General features: G+C 44.8%; 17 protein-coding genes. 12 read left to right on the top strand and 5 right to left on the bottom strand.

Features of this window, described 5'->3' with window-relative positions; translation table 11 throughout:
* Window positions 1-45 precede the first annotated feature (45 nt).
* Window positions 46-198 (bottom strand): hypothetical protein, encoded by a 153-nt coding sequence (locus AAC033_RS10235; protein ID WP_339737710.1) that lies wholly within the window; start codon window positions 196-198, stop codon window positions 46-48.
* 505 nt (window positions 199-703) lie between these two features.
* On the opposite strand from AAC033_RS10235, the gene AAC033_RS10230 reads away from it, so the two are divergent.
* From AAC033_RS10230 to AAC033_RS10190, 9 genes are all read left to right on the top strand, one after another.
* Window positions 704-991: a YtxH domain-containing protein gene (locus AAC033_RS10230; protein ID WP_339737708.1), complete on the top strand. Its 288-nt coding sequence runs from the start codon at window positions 704-706 to the stop codon at window positions 989-991.
* A gap of 25 nt (window positions 992-1,016) precedes the next feature.
* Window positions 1,017-1,385: a hypothetical protein gene (locus AAC033_RS10225; RefSeq protein WP_339737706.1), complete on the top strand. Its 369-nt coding sequence runs from the start codon at window positions 1,017-1,019 to the stop codon at window positions 1,383-1,385.
* On the top strand, window positions 1,382-1,615 hold the full coding sequence (locus AAC033_RS10220; RefSeq protein WP_339737704.1) for a hypothetical protein: 234 nt from the start codon (window positions 1,382-1,384) through the stop codon (window positions 1,613-1,615). The genes AAC033_RS10225 and AAC033_RS10220 overlap by 4 nt, the downstream gene beginning before the upstream one ends.
* Before the next feature lie 78 nt (window positions 1,616-1,693).
* Window positions 1,694-2,572 carry a universal stress protein gene (locus AAC033_RS10215; protein ID WP_339737702.1) on the top strand — a complete coding sequence of 293 codons (879 nt, stop codon included), beginning with the start codon at window positions 1,694-1,696 and terminating at the stop codon, window positions 2,570-2,572.
* A gap of 47 nt (window positions 2,573-2,619) precedes the next feature.
* Window positions 2,620-3,111 carry a DNA starvation/stationary phase protection protein gene (locus tag AAC033_RS10210; RefSeq protein ID WP_339737700.1) on the top strand — a complete coding sequence of 164 codons (492 nt, stop codon included), beginning with the start codon at window positions 2,620-2,622 and terminating at the stop codon, window positions 3,109-3,111.
* A 288-nt stretch (window positions 3,112-3,399) separates the two neighbouring features.
* Window positions 3,400-5,232: a DNA topoisomerase IV subunit B gene (locus tag AAC033_RS10205; RefSeq protein WP_339737697.1), complete on the top strand. Its 1,833-nt coding sequence runs from the start codon at window positions 3,400-3,402 to the stop codon at window positions 5,230-5,232.
* A 54-nt stretch (window positions 5,233-5,286) separates the two neighbouring features.
* On the top strand, window positions 5,287-7,911 hold the full coding sequence (locus AAC033_RS10200; protein ID WP_339737696.1) for a DNA gyrase/topoisomerase IV subunit A: 2,625 nt from the start codon (window positions 5,287-5,289) through the stop codon (window positions 7,909-7,911).
* Complete coding sequence (locus AAC033_RS10195) at window positions 7,911-8,417, top strand: shikimate kinase (protein WP_339737694.1); 507 nt, start codon at window positions 7,911-7,913, stop codon at window positions 8,415-8,417. Before AAC033_RS10200 ends, AAC033_RS10195 begins: the two co-directional genes overlap by 1 nt.
* Window positions 8,414-9,178 (top strand): MBL fold metallo-hydrolase, encoded by a 765-nt coding sequence (locus AAC033_RS10190; RefSeq protein ID WP_339737692.1) that lies wholly within the window; start codon window positions 8,414-8,416, stop codon window positions 9,176-9,178. The genes AAC033_RS10195 and AAC033_RS10190 overlap by 4 nt, the downstream gene beginning before the upstream one ends.
* A 629-nt stretch (window positions 9,179-9,807) precedes the next feature.
* On the opposite strand, the gene AAC033_RS10185 is transcribed toward AAC033_RS10190, so the two are convergent.
* The 4 genes from AAC033_RS10185 to AAC033_RS10170 all read right to left on the bottom strand — a co-directional run bounded on the left by AAC033_RS10185 (window position 9,808) and on the right by AAC033_RS10170 (window position 12,971).
* A complete protein-coding gene (locus AAC033_RS10185; RefSeq protein WP_053180365.1) occupies window positions 9,808-10,005 on the bottom strand; it encodes a cold-shock protein in 198 nt (65 codons plus the stop codon).
* Between the two features lie 15 nt (window positions 10,006-10,020).
* Window positions 10,021-10,371, bottom strand: coding sequence for an RNA-binding protein (locus AAC033_RS10180; protein WP_339737688.1), 351 nt, complete (start codon window positions 10,369-10,371; stop codon window positions 10,021-10,023).
* Window positions 10,372-10,521: 150 nt separating this feature from the next.
* Window positions 10,522-11,838, bottom strand: coding sequence for an aspartate kinase (locus AAC033_RS10175; protein ID WP_339737686.1), 1,317 nt, complete (start codon window positions 11,836-11,838; stop codon window positions 10,522-10,524).
* A 416-nt stretch (window positions 11,839-12,254) separates the two neighbouring features.
* On the bottom strand, window positions 12,255-12,971 hold the full coding sequence (locus AAC033_RS10170) for a GntR family transcriptional regulator (RefSeq protein ID WP_339737684.1): 717 nt from the start codon (window positions 12,969-12,971) through the stop codon (window positions 12,255-12,257).
* Between the two features lie 184 nt (window positions 12,972-13,155).
* Here AAC033_RS10170 and AAC033_RS10165 point away from each other — a divergent pair, with 184 nt between their 5' ends.
* The 3 genes from AAC033_RS10165 to AAC033_RS10155 all read left to right on the top strand — a co-directional run bounded on the left by AAC033_RS10165 (window position 13,156) and on the right by AAC033_RS10155 (window position 18,476).
* Window positions 13,156-14,472: a dihydrolipoamide acetyltransferase family protein gene (locus AAC033_RS10165; RefSeq protein ID WP_339737682.1), complete on the top strand. Its 1,317-nt coding sequence runs from the start codon at window positions 13,156-13,158 to the stop codon at window positions 14,470-14,472.
* A 75-nt stretch (window positions 14,473-14,547) separates the two neighbouring features.
* Window positions 14,548-15,909: a dihydrolipoyl dehydrogenase gene (lpdA, locus tag AAC033_RS10160; RefSeq protein ID WP_339737680.1), complete on the top strand. Its 1,362-nt coding sequence runs from the start codon at window positions 14,548-14,550 to the stop codon at window positions 15,907-15,909.
* A gap of 95 nt (window positions 15,910-16,004) precedes the next feature.
* Window positions 16,005-18,476: a thiamine pyrophosphate-dependent enzyme gene (locus AAC033_RS10155; protein WP_339737678.1), complete on the top strand. Its 2,472-nt coding sequence runs from the start codon at window positions 16,005-16,007 to the stop codon at window positions 18,474-18,476.
* Window positions 18,477-18,836: the final 360 nt, after the last annotated feature.

Raw genomic sequence — 18,836 nt, 5'->3', positions numbered from 1 at the left:
ATTTGTTGCGATCGAATATGGCACCTTCTCTGAATTGATTCGAAATTATAAATAGCTGATTGTTTTGGCGGTCATCTGGTGGTAATTAACTTTCTGCAAGCCTTCCGGTTCATTGTAGCCGATGTCCGTCACATCCAAAACGATGTCGATCACGAACTGATCGGTTTTTGATCGCGCATATCCCTCTCTTTTCCCCACTTTACGAGGCTTGATAAGCTTTTTCTACAAATTGTAGAACAAGCTCTACTATCTATTTCGACACATGGGGGCAGGAGTTTTTGTAATGCATTGTAGTTCAGCAATTGTTTTGTTTTCGAAGCCTTGTAGCGCTTTTGGAATGGTTTTTTCCATGATAAGATTAATGGACTGGAACAAAGGCTATGAAATGAGGATGCCAAAGTCTTCACATGTGGAAGACCCATGATAAGCGAGTTTCATTTAGAGCCTTTAACAAACAATTAAAAGTATAAAGACATGAGAAATTTGAGAAAGCGAATTGAAAACATGAATGCTTATATGAACGCAGGGTCATATTCGGCGCAAGACAAAAAGACCATCCGGGGGCAAGAACGTTCGATGTCTTCCGGCAGGATTACCAAAACACTCGATGAGACAAAAAGTACGAGAACGTCTGAAAAAATAAAGACGTCAATTTAAATTTTAATAAATACTCAAATTACAAATCACTAAAAACAAGAAAGTCATGAGTAAAGCAACAAGAAACGCCATTTTTGGCTTCGTTGCCGGTGCAGCAGCCGGTGCTTTGGCCGGAGTTTTATTGGCCCCGGAAAAAGGAGAAAAAACAAGAAGAAAAATTCAGAAAAAGGTTCAACGTGTTTCTGAAGATCTGTCCGAAACAATCGGGGAAAAAGTGGATAGCCTGAAAGATCAAGTCAATGAAATGATTGACCATGTGAAAGAGAGCACCAATGATGCAGAAGAGAAGATTAAGAAGGAAGTGAAATCGCAGGCCAATACGGGCGGCAAGTAAACAAATCATCTAATTCCCTGAATTTATGAGCAGAAACCTATCAGATAGCATCGGCGAACTTAGTGATGCGTCCAGGAAGTATATCCAGACGCGAATCGACTTGGTTAAGCTTACCATCTTGGGGAAGGCAACCCAGGTTACAACATACCTCATCAGTAGCTTTTTACTGACAATGGCCGGCGCACTCATCTTATTTTTCGGACTTGCCGCCTTTGTTGTTTGGTATGGCCAGGTTTATCATGATTATCTGACAGGTTTATTGCTTGTCACTGGATTGTTGGTTTTTATGACAGTGCTATTCGCTTTGTTTAAAGAGCAACTAATCTCCTCTTTCGTTTTGCGAAAATACGCTTCCATGTTGTTCGAAGAAGATGAGGAGGAGGAAGAGCTATGAAGAACATCAGAAACATGCGCGAATTAAAACTCAGGAAGCAAAACCTGAGGTATAAGTCGCGCCATTTAGAGGACAAACTCAACGATCATGTGCAAGAAGCGATGCATGATTTTTCGGGCTACATCAGAAAATTAGCCTTCGAAACAGGATTAAAGATTGCGCTAAGCCTGTTTTTTCGAAAACGCAAACAACAGGTTAAGAATGAAAAAGAAACAGTGCCAGCGGATTGATTGAAGTTATAATATCGGTTTCAGGACCAGTAGCAGAAAAAAGAACCTGCTGCAAAGCGAATTGGAAAAGAACCAGTTATGAAAACAAATTTATTGCTGTTAGATACCATGAAGAATATGAGAAATCTGATTTGTTCAGCTTTTTCATTAAGTAATCAGTTAAAACGAAAATTAAAGATCGTTTACGTTCTGGACATATACTGGGTTGGTGCTGGTGGTGAGTTTGTTGGCTCAACGGTTCCCGGAGTCGGAGCAAGTTACCGGGTTGTAGAAAAGGGAATTCGCAAGGATTTTGAACAGGCCGAATCGGAAATGAGAAGAATTACGGCCGAGTATTTTGAAAAGCATCCACAAAACGTTCACTATGAGATAGAAGTTGCTGAGACAAACCGCTTGGAAATGATTTCGAAAACGGTCGATCAGGAGAAAGATGTCTTGCTTTTGATGAGTAATTATAACACTTACTCGGGTTTGAGTACAGGAACGATAAGCTATCCGAATATTATTGACAAAGTGCCGTGTCCGGTGTTGGTTGTCCCCGACAACTTGGAGACTTTTAGCCTGAATAATTACCTCTATGCTACGGCTCTCCATTCGGAAGATTTAAAAGCAATCAAACACTTATCGGAAACAACCGCTGGAGCAGACGGCAAGAACCTGACGATTTTCCACAACATGGAAACCCTCGACTTTGAGTCGAAATTGAAATGGATTGGATTCAAATCACTAATTAAGGAAAGTGTAAGCGGTTTCCATCTCAAATTTGAACACTCCCACGAGAAAAATGTCCGCGAAGGCTTGAAGAAATACCTCACCAATGAACGATTGGATGTGATTGTCATTTTGAAAGAAAAAAGAGGTTTTTTCGAGGACTTGTTTTCCTCTTCAGAGACCCACTATGTGGTTAGTCATTTTGATAAGCCGGTGTTGGTTTATCACGAAGAAAACCTGAAATAAAAAAAATATAGAAATTGAGATAAAAAAATAAAAACGATAGAATTATCATGGAAACAAAAGAAAAAACATTTGTAAGACTCGGATTTAATCAGAAAGACACCTCTGAATTAATTGGGCAGATCAACTTGTTGATCTCCAGTTATCATGTGCACTATCAGAAACTTCGAAACTTTCATTGGAATGTAACCGGAAAAGATTTCTTCGATCTGCATGAGAAATTCGAAGAACTCTACGATTTCTCCAAAGTGAATATTGACGACTTGGCTGAACGCGTACGCGTGTTTGGTGCCAGGCCAACAGCAACGTTGCGCGAATACCTTGCCGCCTCCAAAATTGCGGAGCCGGAGGGAATCCCAAGCCCTGATGATATGGTTGATCAGATTTTGACCGACTTCGAAATCTTGTTGTCTCAAATGATTAATGTGCTTGAAACCGCGAATGATCTGGGCGATGTGTCAACCATTGATCTGGTTAATTCCATGGTGAAACAAACCGAAAAATACTACTGGATGTTTACGTCCTGGCTGGAAGCAAAGTAGTCAGTCTTAGTATAACATAATATGTAGGCCACTGAATCATTCAGCGGCCTTTTTTTATACTTATTGTTAGCGTTGCTCCGCTTGAGTTTGCCGCCAAATCTTATTTAGAGAGAAAGTATATAAGTAGCCGGAGGACGATTTTCTGGAAAAAATTGCGGTTTATTGCTATTTTTACAGACTGCATGAACCTGGCAAAAGTTTTCAACTGTGGGTTGTTAATTATCGACAAAATGGTGAAACTTCAAGGGTGTTTTGTTTTCTTTATATTTGTGACAAATTACAATAAGTATGACTCCTAATTACGATGAAGGTTCGATTCGAACGCTTGATTGGCAGGAACATATCCGGAAGCGTCCTGGAATGTATATCGGAAAGCTCGGGGATGGAACTGCCTCTGATGATGGAATTTATGTGCTTCTGAAAGAAGTCATGGACAACTCGGTTGACGAGTTCATGATGGGCTTTGGAAAGAAGATTGAGGTGAAGGTTTCAAATGAACTGGTCAGTGTACGCGACTTTGGGCGGGGAATTCCGTTGGGCAAGCTGCTCGATGTGGCCTCAAAAATGAATACCGGTGCCAAGTATGATTCCGAGGTTTTCAAGAAATCAGTGGGATTGAACGGTGTAGGGATCAAGGCCGTGAATGCCTTGTCTGACAGCTTCGTCATTAAGGCTTTTCGGGAAGGACAGGTGAAGGAGATCGCCTTTTCAAAAGGCCATGTGATAGAAGAGAAAGACCTGGGAAAAACCGACGAGCCCAACGGCACGATGGTGGCTTTTGTGCCTGATATTGATATTTTCCGGAGCTTTCGTTTCCACAACGACTATGTGGAGAACATGATGAAGAATTACTCTTTCCTGAATGCCGGACTGACCATTTTGTGTAACGGCGAGAAATTCCAATCAAAAAACGGGTTGAAAGATTTGCTGGAGGAGAACCTGGATGCCGAACCTCTTTACCCGGTCATTCATCTGAAAGGCGACGACATTGAAGTAGCGATTACCCATGGAAACCAATATGGAGAGGACTACTATTCGTTTGTAAACGGACAGCATACCACCCAGGGAGGAACACACCTGGTGGCTTTCCGCGAAGCCATCGTCAAAACCGTACGTGACTTCTACAAAAAGGACTTTGACCCTTCCGACATCCGGGCATCAATTATTGCTGCCATCAGTATAAAAGTAGAGGAGCCAGTTTTCGAATCGCAGACCAAAACCAAACTGGGTTCGCGCGATATCGGCCCCGATGGTCCAAGTGTACGACATCATGTTGTTACGTTCGTTCAAAAAGAACTGGACAACTATCTGCACAAAAACCAAGATGTTGCTGAGGTATTGTTACGCCGCATTCAGGAGTCGGAGCGCGAACGCCGGGCGATTTCCGGAATTAAGAAACTGGCAAAACAAAGGGCTAAGAAATCAAGCCTCCACAATAAAAAGCTGCGCGACTGCCGCGTTCATTACAACAGTAACCACGAGCGTAAAAGCGAATCGTCTATCTTTATTACAGAGGGCGATTCGGCCAGCGGCTCAATCACCAAATCACGGGATGTAAATACGCAGGCCGTGTTTAGCTTGCGAGGAAAGCCGCTGAATACCTACGGAATGACCAAAAAAGTGGTGTATGAGAATGAAGAATTCAACTTACTTCAAGCGGCTCTCAACATCGAGGAGAGCATGGAAGATTTGCGCTATAACAAGGTGATCATAGCAACAGATGCTGACGTGGACGGGATGCATATCCGGCTGCTGCTAATTACTTTCTTCCTGCAATTCTTTCCTGAACTGGTAAAAAAAGGGCACCTGTTTATTTTCCAAACCCCGCTGTTTCGTGTGCGAAACAAGCAGAAGACCTTTTATTGCTATTCCGAAGAAGAGCGGTTGACTGCGGTGAAAGCGGTTGGTGCAAAGCCGGAAATTACCCGGTTTAAAGGGCTCGGTGAGATTTCGCCCGATGAATTTAAAAACTTCATTGGCCCCGATATCCGGCTCGAACCGGTTCAGATGAAAAAGCACGAATCGGTTTCGCAGATGCTCGAATTTTACATGGGAAAAAACACACCCGACCGGCAGGAGTTTATCATCGATAACCTCTACGTGGAGAAAGACGAAATCTAAAAATTTAAAAGAGACGATTATTGTAACGGAAGTTTTACTTATAACAGAATTGTTGTGGCAGAAGAGGAAAAAAACAAAGATAATCAACCAGTAGAACCAATCGACGGCATCACCTATTTATCGGGAATGTACCAGGACTGGTTTCTTGATTATGCATCGTATGTGATTCTGGAGCGGGCTGTGCCCTATGTCAATGATGGATTGAAGCCCGTTCAGCGCCGGATTTTGCATGCCATGCGCGAGATGGACGACGGGCGTTACAACAAAGTGGCCAACATCATTGGGCAAACTATGCAGTATCATCCGCATGGCGATGCTTCGATTGGCGATGCGCTGGTGCAGCTTGGACAAAAAGACTTGTTGGTCGACAGCCAGGGAAACTGGGGAAATATTCTGACGGGCGACGGAGCAGCGGCTCCGCGTTACATAGAAGCTCGCTTGTCAAAGTTCGCCCTGGACGTGGTTTTCAACCCCAAAACAACCAACTGGAAGTTGTCGTACGACGGACGCAAACGAGAACCCGTCACTTTGCCGGTCAAATTTCCCTTGCTGCTGACACAAGGGGTTGAGGGAATCGCGGTGGGTTTGGCATCCAAAATTCTTCCGCACAACTTTAATGAATTGATTGATGCCTCCATCGCCTACCTGAAAGGGGAAGAATTCGAAATCTATCCGGATTTCCCAACCGGCGGATCGGCTGACTTTTCAAGGTACAACGACGGTTTGCGGGGCGGAGCCGTTAAGGTACGGGCCAAAATCGAAAAGGTAGACAACAAAACACTGGCTGTTACCGAATTGCCTTTTGGAAAGACGACCTCCACCTTGATTGAATCCATCATTAAAGCAAACGATAAAAACAAAATCAAGGTCAAACGGATCGATGACAACACCTCCGACCGGGTAGAGATCCTGGTCCATCTTGGAGCAGGCGTTTCATCCGACAAAACCATTGATGCCCTGTATGCTTTTACCGATTGTGAGATTTCCATTTCGCCCAATGCATGTATTATTTTGGACGATAAGCCACTGTTTATAGGGGTTAGCGAGATTCTGAAGCGGAATACTGACCAAACCCGGATGCTGTTGAAACTTGAGCTTGAAATCCGCAAAAGTGAGCTGGAAGAGTCCTGGCATTTTGCTTCGCTTGAAAAGATTTTTATTGAAGAGCGGATCTACAAAGACAAGGCATTTGAACAATCGGCCAATATGGACGAGGCCGTGGCCTATGTTGATAAACGTTTGGATCCCTGGAAACCTAAGCTGAAGCGTGAAATTACCCGTGACGACATCCTGAAGCTAATGGAAATCCGCATGGCCCGGATTCTGAAATTCAACACCGACAAAGCCAACAACTACATCCAGTCCATCGAAGATGAGATTGAGGATATCATTCGGAAGATTAACAATATTGTCTCGTTTACGATTGAATACTATCTGAGGATAAAAGAGAAGTACGGGAAAGGCAAAGATCGTAAAACGGAGATTCGAAGTTTCGAAAACATTGAAGCCAGCAAAGTGGTGGTTGCCAATGAAAAACTTTATTTCGATGCGGAAGAAGGCTTTATAGGAACCAGTTTGCGTAAGGCTGAGTACGTTTGTGATTGCTCCGACATGGATGACATCGTCGTCTTCAGAAAGGATGGAACGTATTTCATTACGAAGGTTTCAGAGAAAGCTTTTGTCGGCAAAAATATTCAGCACATTGCCGTTTTTAAGAAAAACGACAAACGAACCATTTACAATGTGGTTTATCGTGACGGGCGGCAGGGAGCGTTCTTCATGAAACGCTTTGCGGTTACCGGAATGACGCGGGACAAGGAATACGACCTGACTAAAGGAACAGCCGGCTCTCGGATTTGGTATTTCAGCGCCAACCCGAACGGCGAGGCCGAGGTGCTGAAAGTGACTTTGAAACACAAGGCACGGCTGAAAAAACTGCAATTTGAAATTGACTTCAGTGAGTTAGCCATCAAAGGCCGCGGAGCGATGGGGAATATCCTCACCAAAAATGATGTGCATAAAATCAGCTTGAAGGAAAAAGGCGTTTCAACACTTGGTGGTCGGAAAATCTGGTTCGATTCGGACGTGTTACGCATCAATTCCGATGCACGCGGCAAGTTTTTGGGTGAATTCCAGGGCGAAGATAAAATCCTGGTGCTGTACAAAAATGGAGAATATCAGCTATACAATTTTGACCTGTCCAACCACTTCGACCCGGATATTATTGCCATCGAAAAGTTTGATACTGGCAAAGTGCTGTCGGCGGTGTATTACGATGCCGAGCAGGAGTTTTACTACGTGAAACGGTTTGAAATCGATGAAGTAATGGGGCGTAGGATCAGCTTTATCGGCGATCATCCCGATAATAAACTGATCAGTCTGACTTGGGTGCGCTATCCCCGGCTGGAGATTGAGTTTGGCGGAAAAAACTCCGCCCGCGAAAATGAGATTATTGAAGTGGCTGAGTTCATTGGCGTTAAATCGCACAAAGCCCGTGGAAAACGATTGACCAATTACGAAGTTCAAAACATTAAGGAGATTGAGCCTGTTGTGAAGGATGAAGATGATAAGCCAGCGGATGAAGCAGCGGAAGAGGAGCCAACGGATGATGTTCCCTTTGAAGTGAAACGTTCGAAGGGAGAGGATGACGAGGATAAAAATCAAATGTCGCTGTTCTGATGAAGATTTTTTTGATTGGATACATGGGATGTGGAAAATCCAGGATGGGAAGAACGCTTTCTTCCATGTTGGACGTTCCTTTTATAGACCTGGATAAATATATCGAAGAGAAATATTTTAAAACGATCCCTCAGATTTTTACTGAAGAAGGCGAAGCTGAATTCCGTAAAAAGGAGCAAGCGGCACTTAAGGAAGTAGCTGAATTCGACCCGGTGATTGTAGCAACAGGTGGTGGGGCCCCCTGTTTTTTCGACAATATGGAGCTGATGAATCAAGCTGGTTTGTGTATTTTTCTGGATGTCGACAGCCGCCAATTGGCTGACCGGTTAATTCAGTCCAAAAATGAAAGGCCACTGATTAAAGGAAAGTCGCCCGAGGAGTTGATTCATTTCATTGATGAAATGATGCTTACCCGGCGACCATTTTACGAAAAGGCAAGCTGTATTCTGAAAGGTAAGGAAATTTTGCCGGAACAAGTCATTGCTGAAATTGAGAAAGAAAAGTGAAAAAGTTAGAGATTTGTGCCTTGGCATCGGGAAGCAATGGAAATTGCTACTATATTGGAAATGAAACGGAAGCATTGCTGGTTGACGCCGGTTTGTCGGCACGCCAGTTGCAACTGCGACTGGCTGAAAAACAAATCAACCCATCCAAGATTAAGGCGGTTTTAATTACCCACGAACACAGCGATCATTGTCGCGGAGCGCGGGTATTGGGCAAACGTTTTGGAATTCCCGTTTACCTCAGTAAAAAGACCTTTTTAGCCATGCGCAAGGCTGTTCAACCCGAAACGCCCCGTTGGTTCGAGCCGAATATGGAATTTCAGTTGGGTGAGTTTGCCGTGTTCCCGTTTAACAAGCAGCACGACGCAGCCGATGCCTGTTCGTTCCGGATTTCGTATGCCGGCAAACACATTGGGGTGATGACCGATATTGGAGAAGCCTGTCAGCGCGTGAAAGATGAGTTTGCCCGTTGTCATGCCGTGTTTCTCGAAAGTAACTACGATGAAACCATGCTGATGAATGGCTCTTATCCCTATTATTTGAAACAGCGGGTATCCTCGGCCGTTGGGCACTTGTCAAACGAGCAGGCCTGCCTGCTTTTGAAAGAACATGCAGGCGAACAGTTGCACACCATTTTTTTAAGCCATTTATCGGGCGAAAACAATACCCCGGAAAAGGCCTTCGCCGCTTTTCAGGCGTTTACTACCGCCTATAAGATTGAGCTCACCTCAAGGTATGGCGCCACCGAAGTGTTTGCCATATAGCGTTGTCAATCAATTACAGAAAGCCGGAAGCACAAATCTTCAGGGTCTGTAAGTTTATAGGAACACCCGGCTCCTTGACTTATAGGCACTTTGTCGGATTCGAATTTTTTACAAACACGCTTGTTCTGTGCGCATCCCGCTGGGAACGCCTGAAAGCGGTCTTTGAGAATAATCCTTTGATTTCAGTTGTCTTTCCGGTCTATTAAAACACAGGGAAAGCCCGCCGGGCGGTGAAAAACAGTAGCGGGAATGCTTGAAAGAGCGGGCCGAATAAAAGAAAACAGTATTAAAGGCTCTCCCGGGCAAAAAAAATTGCGTTTCGATGGCTCGGAAATATATAGTGACTGGGCGGCTGACTATAGATACTGCCCTGCAGACCATACTAACCGCTCGGGAGAGTGTTTCAAGCAGGCGACTGGGTATTTCAACTGGAATTTCTTGTTCCCGGGCAGAACAAATTTGTCTTATTCCATAAAATGTCTGCCTTTCTGGAGCAATGCAACGCTTTTGTATTGGCATGATAGCACAAAAAAAGCCTGACAGAAGCCAGGCTTTTAATAATACAAGTAGTTGTAAATATCGTTAATTGAAGGAGCCGACTTAGAAAAGTACCCGCTCCAATTTCAGAATTAATCTACTTTAGTTACGTTCGTTGCAATTGGACCTTTGTTTCCTTGTCCAATTTCAAATTCTACCGTCTCGTCTGTTTCCAGACCAGCATAGGCATCAGCTAAACCAGAACGGTGCACAAAGATATCTTTGTTGTCCTCGGTCAGGATAAATCCAAAACCTTTGGTTGCATCATACCATTTTACAGTACCCTTCATAATCAAGCTCCTGAATTAGTAGTTTGATCTGAAATTGTTGTCTCTACGGCCATAACCGCCGCCACCGCCACGGTTGTTGCCGCCACGGAAGCCACCGCCGCCGCCACCACGGTTGTTGTCTCTCTTTTTCTCGATAGACTCATTAACAACCATAGAACGACCTTCGACTTCAGCGCCATTCAGTTCTTCAATAGCTTTTTTCGCTTCATCAGCATCAGCCATTTCAACGAATCCAAAACCTTTACTTCTTCCAGTAAATTTGTCAGTGATCAACTTAACAGAAGTTAATTCACCATACTCCTCAAAGATTTCTTTGATATCATCTTCAGTGATAGAGTAATTGAGGTTTCCTACAAAAATGTTCATAATCAGTATTAAAATAAAAATGTGAATGGCAAATGTATATTTATTTTTGCGGCAAAAAAAATTAATTCAAAAATAAATGCGTTATGCCTCCTTTTTCTTATTCCTGATAATCAATAAAAAGCGTGATCAGGCTTCTTAGGCTTGATGATCTCAGCTTTCTAACAGATTATCGCTAATTGCCTGCAATGTTTTTTGTTTGAATGAAGTTGGAACCAATATTGAAATGTTGTAGCGGCTTCCTCCGTATGAGATCATCCGGATCGGAATACCTTCGAGTGCGTCAAATACTTTGCCCGCAAATCCACGTTCTTCTCCAATGATATCGCCAACAATACAGATGATGGTATGTTCTTCATCAACCTGCACTTCGCCATACTCCTTTAATTCCTTGACAATATCCTTCAGTTTGCTGGTATTGTCGATTGTTAACGATACGGCCACCTCCGATGTTGAAATCATGTCTATCGGTGTTTTGAAGAACTCAAAGATTTCGAAAACACTTTTCAAAAAGCCATAGGCCATTAACATGCGGTCCGATCGAATTTTGATTGCCGTAATTCCGTCTTTGGCAGCAACGGCTTTAATTCCGCTTCCGCTGGTTTCTGCAGTAATCAGCGTGCCGCTGTCGGTTGGGTTCAACGTGTTTTTCAGGCGGACGGGTATGTTGTGTAGCTTAGCCGGAAGCACGGTTTGTGGATGCAAAATTTTAGCGCCAAAGTACGCCAGCTCGGCGGTTTCGTTAAAAGACAGGCGTTCGATCTTTTTGGTGTTGCTCACATAGCGAGGGTCATTGTTGTGAAAACCATCAATGTCGGTCCAGATTTGAATTTCTTCTGCATTAATTGCGGCGCCAATCAGCGAAGCGGTGTAATCCGAACCACCGCGTTGCAGGTTGTCGATTTCATCCTTGTCATTCCGACAGATAAATCCTTGGGTGATGTAGTAATCTGCTTCACCCATTTCCTCCAGCACTTTTTCAATGTTTTTGGTAATGGCGTGCAGGTCGGCTGATTTGTCAGCGTCAATACGCATGAAATCGAGTGCTGGCAGCAGTTTGGTTTTGTAGCCGTTTTCAAGCATTAGCTGGGTGAAGAGTGCTGTAGAAATTAACTCCCCCTGCGCAAGGATAACCTGTTCTTTGATTAGGCTGAATGTGCCCGAAGCCTGTTTACGGATGGTGTCAAAACTCTTCTTAATAATTTTTTGGCCTTCTTGCTTGCGTGGTTCCGCTTTAAAAAGTTCAGAAACCACTTCTTTGTATTTGGCTTCCAGCTTGCCGATCTGAGAGCGCGCGACGTCTTTATTCTTTTTGTGTAAATAATCTGCTATTTCGACCAAAGCATTGGTTGTGCCCGACATGGCAGACAACACAACCAGTTTCTTTTCTCCATCGGTAATCAGCTGCATCACAGCATTCATGTTTTCAACGCTTCCAACTGATGTACCACCAAATTTTAAAACCTTCATAGTGTGATTTTTATTCTTTAAAAGTTCTGTTTTAGGGGCACAAAGATTAAAATTTTTTACTGATTTAGAAAGCATTAAAAGAAATCGGCGGATATTTATGCAGTGATCGTGAATAAATATTGATGCGTTGGTTGGCGTGTCGTGATGGTGGTGGGTTTTTGATTGATTATTCCATTGAAAATTAGTTTTTTTGGGTGAGATTTCTTAGATGTAAACCCTGAATGTTAGTCATTTTGCAGGAGGATTCTGATTTTTTTTAGCTGTTGTAGAATAGTTAAGATTTTATAAAAATCTGATTAACTTTGTGGTCAAGGGTTTTTGGTGGATATCCAGTCTCTTCTCAAGAGATTTATGTGCAGCTAGGGGTGGATGCACGGATATCCACCTTTCTTCTTTTATGGCAGGCCGTTTTGAAGCTAGAAATTTCCAAAAATGGCGTGCTTCTCCGAATTAAAGTAGATGGTGGAATAGATGTGAAAGCCTTCGCGGTTGGTCGAAAGTTTGCGCTCCATGTAAAGTACCGGATCGCCTTTTTTGATTCTCAGGAGTTTCCCGATTTTGTCATCCGCCTTAATGGCTTTCAGCTTTTGTTCACCTCCTTTAATTTCAACCTGGTAGCCGTTGCGCAAAATTTCAAACAGCGATTTGTCTTCAAACGTCCGGCTGGTAAATCGCGGAAGGTTGATGTTGGGAATGTGGTTGATGTCGTAAAAAACCGGGTATTCGTTCACAAAGCGGAGCCGTTCCATATAGATGCACCCAAAATCTTCTTCGGCTTCTGAAAGATCAAAGTTGAAGGGCTTTGGCCAGGCTTTTATTTTCGGTTTTTGGAGAATCTGCGTTTGCAGGTATTGCTTTCCAATAGCCGATGATGTTCCCGAGATTGACAAAATGCCGATATCCTGCGGTGGTTTTTGTACAATGCTGCCTTTTCCCTGTTTTTTATAGATGAATCCGTCCTGTACCAAAGCTTCCAAAGCATGCCGAACCGTTGGGCGGGTCATGTTATGAACGGTGCACAGTTCATTCTCTGAGGGTAGTAAGCTCCCTTCTTCGTACACCCCGGATAGAATGTGCCGACGAAGCGTTTCGTATAGTTTTTTATACTGTGGTAATCTGTTTCCTTCGGTCATAAGATCGCTAAATGATGCTCAAAAGTAAGAAAAAATATTAATTTCCTATTAGTAACTTGTAAATACAAGTTGGATGATGTAAGTTTACAGCCTGAAATTTAATAGTGCCCTTCATTGCTGCGTTTGGGCGGCCTCATGAATGGTTGATATAAAATAAATGTATTAACAAGTGAAATAAAAGGATATGGCTATTCCGGTAATTATGCCTCGCCAGGGGCAATCTGTTGAGACTTGCATCATAGGAGAATGGTACAAGCAAGTCGGTGATCAGGTGAAAGCAGGAGATCTCTTGTTTTCCTACGAAACGGATAAGGCTTCGTTTGAAGAAGAAGCCAGGGAAGATGGCGAATTGTTGGTCGTTTTTTATGACGAAGGGGATGAAGTCCCTGTGTTAACCAACGTTGCTGTTTTGGGTACAAGTGGTGAAAATGTGGATGAGTTCCGTCCCGGAGGTGAGGCGGCAGCAGTTTCTGAAGAAACCGCTCCGGTTGTGGAATCTGCTCCGGTTGAAGACAAAGAATCGACTGTTGTTGTCGAAAAGCACGAAGGCAAAACCAAAATTTCTCCCCGGGCCAAAGTTATGGCAGAAAAGCTGGGCGTTTCTTATGAGAAGGTTCAGGGGTCGGGACCCCACGGGCGCATCATTGCACAAGACATTGAAGTGGCAGCCGAGTCCTCACCAAAAATGACGCCGTTGGCTCAGGAAAAAGCACAAGCAGAAGGTTTGGCCGCTGGTGAAAAAGTTACCGGAATCGGAGGGCGCGTGGCTGCCGAAAACCTGGTGACTTACAATCCGGTGTATGGTGACGACTTCGAAGTAAAAAAGCTCACCAACATGCGCAAGTTGATCGCTAAAGCCATGCACCAGTCGTTACAGAACTCGGCTCAGCTTACCCACCACATGAGTGCCGATGCGAGGCAGATCATGGCACTGCGCAAGTCATTCAAAAAGAAATTGGAAGCAGGTGAAGTTTCCCAAAACATTACCATCAATGATTTGGTTTGCTTCGCCGTAATCAAAGCGCTGAAGAAATATCCGCAGGTCAACACCCATTTTATCGGCGACAGCATGCGCTGGTTCAAAAAAGTACACCTGGGCTTGGCGGTTGACACTGAACGCGGCCTGATGGTTCCGGCGGTTAAAAATGCCGATGATCTTTCTATTGAAGGGCTTTCTTCTCAGTTGTCGACCGTAGCAGGGCAATGCCGAAAAGGAAATATTGATCCGGAGTTGCTGAAGCCCGAAGCGGCCAGCTTTACCGTTTCCAACCTCGGAAATTATGGTGTGGAGATGTTTACTCCGGTTATTAATTTGCCACAAACGGCTATTTTGGGTGTGTGTACGATTGTTCCCCGTCCGAAAGATTTGGGCGATGGCGTATATGGATTTGTTCCGATGATGGGCCTGTCGTTGACCTACGATCACCAGGCGTTGGATGGAGGAGAAGCCACTCTGTTCCTGAAAGAAATTAAAGAGCAAATTGAAACCCTGAGCATATAAAAGACGGAGATTGTTGATGCTTGATCTCGTGATCAAACATCTGCAATCTAATATCTAACATCTAGCATACAGACAATGAGTAACAAATTCGATATAGCTATTCTTGGCGGTGGTCCCGCCGGATACGTTGCAGCCGAGCGCGCCGGAGCAAAAGGAATGCGCGTAGTAATTTTTGACAAAAGAGCATTGGGAGGGGTGTGCCTCAATGAAGGCTGCATCCCGACCAAGACGCTCTTGAATTCGGCCAAAGTGTTGGAGAATGCCCAGGAAGCTGCCAAATATGGAATCAACATTGAATCGACTATTTCGGTTGATTTTGCTAAGATTATGAAGCGCAAAGATAAAGTGGTGCGCAAACTCGTTTCGGGCGTTGGCGCCAAAATGAAGCACATCAATGCCGAAGTGGTGATGGCTGAGGCCGTTATTAAAGAGAAGCGTGGCGACGTGATTACGCTGACTGCCGATGGTAAAGACTATCAGGCCAGTCGTCTGCTGATTTGTAGCGGTTCGGAGGCAGCCGTTCCTCCCATTTTGGGATTGGACAAAAAGATCGTGACCACGAACCGTGAAATCCTTCAGTTAAAAGAACTGCCCGAAAGTCTGGTAATTATTGGTGGTGGCGTGATTGGGACCGAGTTTGCCGATTTTTTCAATGCCGTGGGAACAAAAGTGACGGTGATTGAAATGTTGCCTGAAATACTGACCGGCGTTGATGAAGATATTGCCGCGTTTGTACGCAAGGAATTTACCAAACGCGGCATCGACTACCATTTGAATGCGAAGGTAACGGAGCTGAAAGGGAAGGAAGTCATCTTTGAAAAAGACGGGCAGGTGCAATCAATTTCCGGCGAAGAAGTGCTGCTTTCGGTTGGCCGCAAAGCCAATGTCGAGGGCATCGGACTGGAAAATATTGGTGTAGAATTCACTCCGCGCGGAATAAAAATTGACCAGCATTGCCGGACCAATATTCCCAATGTGTATGCCGCCGGCGATGTTACGGGGTTCTCCCTGTTGGCGCATACAGCCAGCCGCGAAGGCGAAGTGGCTGTAAACCACATGCTGGGCCGGAAAGATGTGATGCGATACAATGCCATACCAGGTGTGGTTTACACGCATCCTGAAATTGCTGGCGTTGGGTTAACCGAAGCAGCGGCCAAGGAAAAAGGAATTGAAGTGGAAGTACGCCAGTTACCGATGGCTTATGCCGGCCGTTTCATAGCCGAAAACGAAGGCAAAGACGGCTTTTGTAAGGTGATTGTTGGAAAGAAGTACAAGGAAATACTAGGCGTTCACATGGTTGGCGGAGCTTGCTCCGAAATGATATGGGGTGCCTGCGCCCTCATCGAAGCCCAACTGCGCGTGCAGGATGTGGAAGAAATTGTCTTTCCGCACCCAACGGTCAGCGAAATCATTAAAGAAACCATATTCGCGTTTTAGACAAACACGAAGGCGCAAAGATACCTGAAATAAAAATTTTTTGTGATTTCGTGACTTTGTGTTGAAAGAGAAAAAATTATAAAATACATACAGAAATGCCAAAAGTACAATTTATTGATCCAATGGAAGTCAGGAAAGCTGGTGAAGTGACCTTCAAGCCAGTTCCTGTTAATCAATACAACAAAAGTATTGAGGAGGAGAAAGCCAATTTCTCCAAAGACGATTTTCTTCGTATTTATCACGACATGGTGGTGATTCGTGAGTTTGAAACCATGTTGAATGAAATCAAAATCAAAAGCGAATACAATGGTGTTGCCTACAACCATCCGGGGCCGGCTCACTTGTCTATCGGGCAGGAAGCGGCCGCCGTGGGAATGGCCTACACTTTAGGTGTTGAGGATTTCATCTTCGGTTCGCACCGTTCGCATGGCGAGATTTTAGCCAAAGGCTTGTCGGCCATTCACAAACTGACAGATGCGCAACTGACCGAGGTGATGGAAAACCATTTCGATGGCAAAACCTTTGCTCCGGTAAAAGCCAATTTCAATGGAACCACGAAGGAACTGGCCATTCGCTTTTTGATCTATGGAACGCTGGCCGAGATTTTTGCCCGCGAAACCGGTTTTAACCGCGGGCTGGGCGGATCAATGCACGCGTTCTTCACGCCGTTTGGAGTATATCCGAACAATGCCATTGTTGGTGGTTCGGGAGACATTGCTGTGGGTGCAGCGCTCTTCAAAAAGGTAAATCGCAAAGACGGCATCGTGGTGGCCAACATCGGCGATGCTTCAATGGCTTGCGGCCCGGTTTGGGAAGGTTTGACCTTTGCCACGATGGACCAGTTCAACCAATTGTGGGAAGGTGATATGAAAGGCGGACTGCCGCTGATCATCAACATCATGAACAACCAATATGGTATGGGTGGACAAACCTGTGGAGAAACGGCCGGTTACAAAGTGGCTGCCCGAATTGGTGCCGGATTGAATGCCGACCAAATGCATGCCGAGCGTGTGGATGGCTACAACCCATTGGCGGTGATTGACGCTTACATGCGCAAACGCGAAATTCTGAAACAAAAGCGGGGTCCCGTATTGCTGGATGTATTAACCTACCGTTTTAGCGGACACTCACCATCCGATGCCTCTTCCTATCGTTCAAAAGAAGAAATTGAAGCCTGGCAGGCCGTGGATTCCATCATCTGGTTCGGAAAGGAACTGATGGATGCGGGAATTGCTACGCAAGAGGAATTGACAAGTATTCATTCCAATAATACAGAGTTAATCACCTGGGGGCTGAAGTTGGCGATCGACGATCAGGTGTCGCCACTCATGGATATGGAAAAATATCCTGAGTTAATTGGCGAGATGATGTTTTCCAACGCTCCGGTGGACAGTATGGAAGCTGGTCGCGAGCCCGAAGTGAATCATCCGATGGAAGAAAATCCGAGGGTGAAACAACTGAAAACCAAAGAGCGTTTTGCCTTCGACAAAGACGGTAAACCGTTTTCAAAAATTAAACAATACGGTTTGCGTGATGGCCTGTTCGAGGCGATCGTTGACCGGTTCTATAAAGATCCAACCCTGATTGCCTATGGTGAAGAAAACCGCGACTGGGGTGGCGCTTTTGCCGTTTACCGCGGATTGACCGAAGCGTTGCCATATCATCGTCTGTTCAATTCTCCCATTTCGGAAGCATCGATTGTGGGAACAGCGATTGGTTATGCCATGTGCGGTGGACGCGTGATTCCTGAGATCATGTATTGCGACTTCTTGGGACGCTCGGGTGATGAGGTGTTCAACCAGTTGCCGAAATGGCAGGCAATGAGTGGAAACGTGATCAAGATGCCGGTAGTGTTGCGTGTTTCCGTGGGGTCGAAATACGGCGCCCAGCACTCGCAGGACTGGACTGCTTTGCCCGCGCACATTCCGGGCTTGAAAGTGGTCTTTCCAGCTACCCCCTACGATGCTAAAGGTTTGATGAATGCAGCCTTGCAGGGAACTGACCCTGTAATCTTCTTCGAAAGCCAGCGCATTTACGACATTGGCGAGCAGTTTCACGAAGGTGGCGTACCCGAAGCTTACTACGAGATTCCATTTGGCGAACCTGACGTAAAACGCGAAGGAACCGACGTGACCATCCTGAGTATTGGGGCAACACTCTACCGTGTGCTGGAAGCAGCCGATCAGTTGCAGGAAAAATATGGTATGAGTGCCGAGGTGATCGATGCCCGTTCGCTGGTGCCATTCAACTACGAACCTGTTATTGAGTCGTTGAAGAAGACCGGTCGGATTGTGATTGCCGGCGATGCCACGGCCCGTGGTTCGTTTATGAAAGAAATGGCTTCGACCATAACTGAACTGGCTTTTGACGAGTTGGATGCTCCACCGGTGGTGGTGGGTTCGCGCAACTGGATTACGCCGGCTTACGAGCTGGAAGATGCGTTCTTCCCGCAAGCAGACTGGATCATCGATGCCATTCACGAAAAGATTGTTCCGCTGAAAGGGCATGTGGTGAAAAGCAATTTCTCCGAAGCAGAGCAGATCCGAAGGAATAAGTTGGGAGTTTAAGTTTTTCTTTTTTCCATCATACTATAAAAGCTCCATGCTCCCGACGGCATGGGGCTTTTTATTTGTATTCAGATCCGGGGACTGTAAAGTACCTGATTAGTGGTCCGTATGCAGTTGGAGAAGGTTTATGCCTTGACGTGGAAAAACCATTTGGTAGTTTCGTGTAACGTTGATAAAATGCCCAAAATAGATGAATATTATTCGTTTTTTTCTATTCCAATGAATATGAACCAATTCATGTCCATGCCAGAAAAGGGGAGTTTGAAAGTAAGGCTGAATTCTAAATTGAGGATGGCGAAATTGTAGAAATTAGAATTACTTTGGTTAAAGGACAGAAGCCTTTAACTGGGAGGCAGTTGA

The organism is uncultured Sunxiuqinia sp. (assembly GCF_963974515.1).
Taxonomy (GTDB): domain Bacteria; phylum Bacteroidota; class Bacteroidia; order Bacteroidales; family Prolixibacteraceae; genus Sunxiuqinia.
This window is presented reverse-complemented; position numbering and strand designations above follow the sequence as displayed.